Annotated in this window: 3 protein-coding genes; all 3 read left to right on the forward strand. The window is 53.9% G+C overall.

The annotated features are described in order from the left end of the window. Positions 1-207 precede the first annotated feature (207 nt). The 3 genes from QZP87_RS06250 to QZP87_RS06260 all read left to right on the forward strand — a co-directional run bounded on the left by QZP87_RS06250 (position 208) and on the right by QZP87_RS06260 (position 6,390). On the forward strand, positions 208-1,485 hold the full coding sequence (locus QZP87_RS06250) for a diguanylate cyclase (protein ID WP_291322066.1): 1,278 nt from the start codon (positions 208-210) through the stop codon (positions 1,483-1,485). A gap of 53 nt (positions 1,486-1,538) precedes the next feature. Next, positions 1,539-2,774, forward strand: coding sequence for an HDOD domain-containing protein (locus tag QZP87_RS06255; protein WP_291322067.1), 1,236 nt, complete (start codon positions 1,539-1,541; stop codon positions 2,772-2,774). Between the two features lie 121 nt (positions 2,775-2,895). Beyond that, positions 2,896-6,390 (forward strand): PAS domain-containing hybrid sensor histidine kinase/response regulator, encoded by a 3,495-nt coding sequence (locus tag QZP87_RS06260; RefSeq protein ID WP_291322068.1) that lies wholly within the window; start codon positions 2,896-2,898, stop codon positions 6,388-6,390. Positions 6,391-6,503 lie beyond the last annotated feature (113 nt).

Raw genomic sequence — 6,503 nt, forward strand, 5'->3', positions numbered from 1 at the left:
AAATAACATACCCTTTCTTTATTTGTATCTGTTTAGAGGAAAGCAGGGGACAGGCACTCCGGGACCCACTTGAGCATCATTTTGTGCATAAAATATCTTATTTTTTTTGGACAAGTGGGTCCCGGAAGAGCCAGTCCCCATGCCACATGCAAAGCGCTAAACAGATACCTTTATTTTTTCAACTAACTGTGGAAACAGGAAATCAATATGGAAAATTTTCAATCCGCCAGGATACTTGTTGTTGACGATGATCGCAGTACCCTGGATTTTATCGTATTTCACCTGGAAAACGCTGGTTACCAGGTATTTAAGGCCGATACCGGGCAACAGGCCATGGATATCGTCGGCAGGGAACGTCCTGAAATAATTCTGCTGGATGTTTACCTCCCGGATGAAATAGGCCTGGAGCTGTGTTCCAGGATCAAGTCCGAGCCGGCGTTTAACGATCCAAGTGTGATTATAATGTCTGCCTGGGCTCCCAGGAGTGAAATGGCCGAAACCCTTGCCCGGGGGGCGGACGACTATATTGTCAAGCCCATCGATCCTAAAGAGCTTCTGCCCATGATCAAGGCCCGCATCAAGGCCAGGCAGGCACAGCAGGAACTGCGGCAGCAGGGCAGGTCTTTGCACTTGATCCTGGACAGCATCCAGGAGATGATGCTTTACATGGACAAGGGATACAATATTCTCTGGGCCAACAGGGCTGCTCAGGATAATATAGGTAAGGATTTCGCACAAATATCCGGCAGGACCTGCCATGAAATACTGCGCAGCGCTGATACTCCATGCCAGGACTGTCCTGTCCAGGATACTTTTGTCTCCGGCCGGCCATCCAGCGGCCGGGTGAGTTTTAATGACGGCAGGTACTGGTACAACAACGGCTACCCCATGCAGGATTCAGCAGGTGGCCATGCCGGGGTGGTGCTCATGTCCCTGGACATCACCCAGCAGGAGAAAAGCAGGCAGAAATGCGAGTACATGGCCATGTACGATTCCCTGACCGGACTTGGCAACAGGAACCTGTTTATGGACAGGCTGGAACATGTCCTGTCCCAGGCCAGGCGTTACGGCAATTTTGTCGGCATGCTTTACCTGGATCTTGACGGGTTCAAGGAGATAAACGACAGGCTGGGACATGCAGCAGGTGATGAGGTCCTCGTGGAAACCGCCAGGCGCATCAAGAGCTGTCTAAGGGAATCCGATATTCCGGCCAGGCTTGGAGGGGACGAGTTCGCAGTAATACTGCCCCAGATGAAAAGCCCCAGGGAAGCAGAAGAAGTAGCGGGCAAAATTTTGGAAAAGTGGAGCCCGCAGTTTGATACCAGCGCTGGAAAGGCTGTGAATATGAACATAAGTGCGGGACTGGCGGCATTCCCGGAACATGGCGATACCCTGGACCGCCTGGTGAATACCGCGGACAAGGCCATGTACCAGGCCAAAAAGACAAAAGGCCCGTCATTTGTCTGGGCCGGAGAAATACAATAATTGAACATAACCTCTCTGGCTTGCAAACATAAATGCCTGAAAAGGAAGAAGATATGCAAGAAGAAAAGCCGTTACCTTGGACTGTTGAACCTCTCTTTGTGGGCAGGCAACCGGTGTTCAATGCCAAAAAGAGACTGCAGGGGTATGAACTCTTTTACCGCTCGGATGAAGAATCCGCCGGGGCTGTGTTCAGCAACCCGGAAGACGCGACCCTGAGTGTGATTCAGGCTTCCTACGTATCCCCTTTTTTGAACATGAAGGGGGAGAAATTCATCATGGTCAACTTTTCCTACGAGGCCATTGTGCACAACGCCCCTTATGCCCTTCCCCCCCAGAACACCATAGTCAAAATTACAGGCCATACCCCGGGTGGCCATGAGCTGGAGCAGGCCCTGGCCGAGCTCAAGAAAGACGGATACCGTATCGCCGTGGACGGAAAGCCAGGGGAGATCAGCAGATGGAGGGACCTGGCGGATATTTTCATCCTGGATGCCGGGGTGGCCGGCGAGGGACTGCAGGAGATTGACACAAGCGATGTTGCGGTCATGGCCAAGCGCATAGAGGACGTGGAAACCTTCCAGAAGCTGCAGGAAAAAAACATCAGTTATTTTCAGGGATATTTCTTTAAAAGGCCCGAGACTCTCAAAGGAGCCAACCTGTCCACGCATCAGATCATGCGCCTCAAGATTTTCCAGGTGCTGCAGCAGGAGGAGCCTGATCTGGATGAACTGGCCTCTCTGCTGGAAAAGGAGGTCTCCCTGACTTACAGGCTGCTTCGCTACGTCAATTCTGCCAGCTTCGGCATGCTGACCCCCATCAAGACCATCCGGCGGGCCCTGACCTATGTGGGTTTTAAAAACCTGAGGACTTTTCTGCAGCTGTGCCTGCTGCGGGACGTCACCCCCCAGAGTAAACCCTCTGAACTTCCCTTTGCCGCCGCCCTGAGGGGAAGGTTTCTGGAGCTTATGGTTTTTCCCACCAAAGATGAGTGGCCCCAGCCGGATGCCCTTTTCATGCTGGGACTTCTGTCGCTTCTGGATGCTGTTTTCGACATGCCCATGGAAAACGTGGTCCAGGACCTGCCTATTGACGAGGACATAAAAAAGGCCCTGTGCCGGGAGGAGAGCTTCTATCTTCCCTGGCTTGACCTGGCCATAGCCTTTGAAAAAGGTGACTGGGAAAATGTCGATGCCCTGGTGTCCCAACTGGGCCTGCACCCCAGGAAAGTGGCCATGTCCTATTCCTGGGCCATGGGCTGGGCCAGGGACTTTTTTGAATACAGCCTGTGATCCGCCGATACACAACTTGTGAGACCACCTGATGCTCAAGACCTGCACTGCAATGTATCTGTTTAGCGCTTTTAAGGAAAGCAGGGGACAGGCACTCCGGGACCCACTTGAGCATCATTTTGTGCTTAAAATATCTCATTTTCTGGGACAATCACGCCTCAGGCGTGACGGAAGAGCCAGTCCCCCTGCCACATGCAAAGCGCTAAACAGATACACTGCAATAATCATCTTTTACCTTGTGCTCATGACTTGCGGTGCAGGTCATATCTACGCGGATTCACACCACCTGCCGGGATTTGAAGACCTCTTTGAAAAGCACGGCTCAGTCATGCTGGTAATCGACAGCGACACCGGCTACATTAAAAGGGCCAACCAGGCTGCGCTGGATTTCTACGGCTACAGCGCCCAGGAACTTGGCGACATGAAGATCCAGGACATAAACGTTTTGTCCGCCAGTGAAGTACAGGAGGAAATGCGCCGGGCAACCCTTCAGGACAGAAACTATTTTCAGTTTACCCACCAGATTGCCACCGGGGAAGAAAGGTCGGTGGAGGTTTATTCCTGGCCTTACTCAACTGATGAAGGCAATTACCTTTACTCCATCATCCATGATGTAACCCCCAGGATCGAGGCTGAAAAAGCCCAGCAGTTTTTTTTGTTTCTGGGCATAACCACGGTTCTGGTCGCTATAATCGCCCTGCTCATGAAGTACATATACAGCAGCAGGGCCGCAGCCTCCAGGCTGCGGCAAAGCGAGGAGAAACTAAGCGCCATCTTCAAGGCGGCCCGCAACGTAGGCCTGGTAGTGACGGACATGCAGTCAGTGGTCCAGGAGTTCAGTCCGGGTGCGGAAAAGATATTCGGATATTCCAGGGATGAGATCCTGGGCGGAAACGTCGGGGTTCTGCACCTTGAGGATGAGTTAAGCAGGTTTCCGGAATACATTGCCCGGCTTTATGAGCAGCAGGAGGGCTTTTCAGTGGAGACCAGGCTGGTGAGAAAATCCGGGGAAATTTTTCCAGCACTGCTTACCTTTGAACCCTACTGCGATGACAAAGGCAGCATGGTGGGCACTCTCGGGGTTACCCTGGACATAACCGAGAGGAAAAAGGCCGAAGAAGCCCTGAGTAAGAGCGAGGAAATGTTTCGCCAGATGGCGGACAACATGGGCGAAGTCTTCTGGCTGCGCTCCGGAGACAACAGCCGGATGCTCTACGTCAGTCCTTCCTTTGAAAAGGTTTTCGGCAGGAGCCGTCAGGACCTCTACCATGATCCCAACTGTTTTGTGGATATGGTGCACGGGGATGACAGACCTGCCGTTCTAAGGGAGCTGGACAGGGAAGTATCCGGTAATGAAGATGCCTCCTTCAATATGGAATACCGCATTGTCCGCCCCGATGGGGAAATTCGCTGGGTGTGGGCCAGATCTTTTCCTGTCCGGGATGCTCAGGGAGTTATCATCCGGTATACCGGAATTGCAGTGGACATCACCCGCATCAAGGAGGCTGAAAACGAGTTCAAGGCCCTGTCCCGGGAATACGAGACAGTCTTCAATGGTACCAGCGACGCACTGTTTCTGGTGCAGGTACTGGGGGAAGAAAGCTTCAGGTTTATACGCAACAACCTGACTCATGAGCAGCTCACCGGGCTGACCATGGAAGTCATTCAGGGCAGGACCCCGCAGGATGTCCTGGGCCGGGACCTGGGGGGGCAGGTTTCCAGGAATTATCAGCGATGCGTGCAGGCCAGGGCTCCCATTTCCTACGAGGAAACCCTTGATCTTCCCGGGGGAGAGCGGGTCTGGTTCACCACCCTGACCCCGGTTTTTGAAAACGGAGATATTTCTTACATTGTGGGTTCTGCCCAGGATATCACCGAGCGCAAGAATGCGGAGATAGAACTGTACCAGGCCAAGGAACAGGCCGAGAAAGCCAGCATGGCCAAGAGCGAATTTCTGGCCAATATGAGCCATGAGATACGCACCCCCATATCGGGCATAATCGGTGCCCTGGATATGCTCGCCTCAGAAAGTGCCGACCAGAGGCGTAAAGACCTGGTGGATATGACCCTGGAGTCGGCCAGGTCCCTGGAGCAGATAATCAACGATATCCTGGACCTGTCCAAGGTAGAGGCGGGCAAGCTGGACCTGGTTTACGAAGATTTTTCTCTGAGATCCCTGCTCAGGCGGGTGCTTGGGCTGTATTCCATCCAGGCCCGGAATCAGGGCATTGCACTCAAGGTGGATGCAGATTCCCGGCTTCCGGAATATGTCTGCGGGGATGCCCACCGCCTGGAGCAGGTCCTGCGCAACCTGGTGAGCAATGCAGTCAAGTTTACCCAGGCAGGGCATGTGCTCATCCGGGTCAAAGCCATGGACATGGATGAGCACAAGGCCACTGTAGAGTTTCAGGTGGAGGACAGCGGCGAAGGGATTTCCGGGGAGTTTTTGCCCAGGCTTTTCGACAGCTTTACCCAGGCGGATATAACCTACGGCAAGAAGCACCAGGGAAGCGGACTGGGTCTGGCCATATCCCAGAGACTGGTTCAGATGATGGGCGGGGAGATCCAGGTGCAGAGCACGCCGGGCCGGGGAAGCGTATTTTCGTTTGCTCTGACCTTGGGGATCAGCAGGGTGGAAGACAAGAAGGCCAAAGAGCTGGAAGATCGGTCCGCCGAGCCTGGTATTTCCAGTCCTTTGTCCATCCTGGTGGTGGAGGATGTAGAGCTTAACCGGGAATACATGGGCTATCTTCTGGAAAGCAGGGGACACAGGGTACAGTTCGCCTCCAACGGTGAAGAAGCAGTCAGTGCCTTTGAACCGGGCAGATTCGACCTGATTCTCATGGACATCCAGATGCCCGGCATAGACGGGCTGGAGGCCACCAGGAGAATCAGGAGCATCGAGGGGGAAAGGCTTGGAGAAAGGGGCATGGAGCATGGAGCCCCAGTGAAACCCCTGTCTACGACAGGGAGCCCTTTGGGCTGTTTCACGGGGCAGGCAGGGGGCATGGAGAATGGGGAAAGAGGTGGGACGCTGGATGTCGGGTCCCGGGATTCGGCCAGGGTTCCCATTATCGCCCTGACAGCCTATGCCATGCCCGGAGACAGGGAGAAGTTTCTGGAAGAAGGCATGGACGGGTATGTTTCCAAGCCTGTGGATCCATCAAAGCTTCTGCAGGAGATATCCGGCCTGGCGGTCCCGGGAGGCGGCGGGGTTCTTCAGGGAGATCAGTCCGGGACTCAGGAGCCGGAAACGAAAAAAGGGGACATGGTCCCGGATTTTATAAGCAGGGAAGACCTGGATAAGCGCTATGCCGGGCACGTGGATTTCTGGTCCGGGATGTTTCAGCGGTTTTTGCAGGAAGAACTGCAGCAATACAGGGAGAACCTCCAGGATGCCGTGGACAGGCAGGACATGGATGCAGTCTCCAGCCTGGGACACAAGCTGAAAGGGGCCCTGGGCACCCTGTGTGTCGCCGGGGCGGCACAAAAGTCCAGTGAGCTGGATCTGGCAGCCAGGGAAAAGGACCTGGAAGGGGTCAGCCGGGCCTGGGAAGAGCTTTTGCAGGAACTGCATAAACTCCTGGAATACCGGGACCAGGGTAATCAGGACTAACTTATCACTACAGCGAAACTTATTTATTCACCTCCGGGGACTGGCTCTCCCCGAACTTATTTTTAAAACCTGTCAATCATCCTTCAGAAAAATAAGTGCGGGGGTGCCTGTCC

Origin of the sequence: Desulfonatronospira sp., from assembly GCA_003563255.1 — a bacterium.
GTDB lineage: Bacteria > Desulfobacterota > Desulfovibrionia > Desulfovibrionales > Desulfonatronovibrionaceae > Desulfonatronospira.

Coding starts and splice junctions, on each gene's coding strand:
- QZP87_RS06250 (WP_291322066.1), top strand. CDS start 208: ATGGAAAATTTTCAATCCGCCAGGATACTTGTTGTTGACGATGATCGC.
- QZP87_RS06255 (WP_291322067.1), top strand. CDS start 1,539: ATGCAAGAAGAAAAGCCGTTACCTTGGACTGTTGAACCTCTCTTTGTG.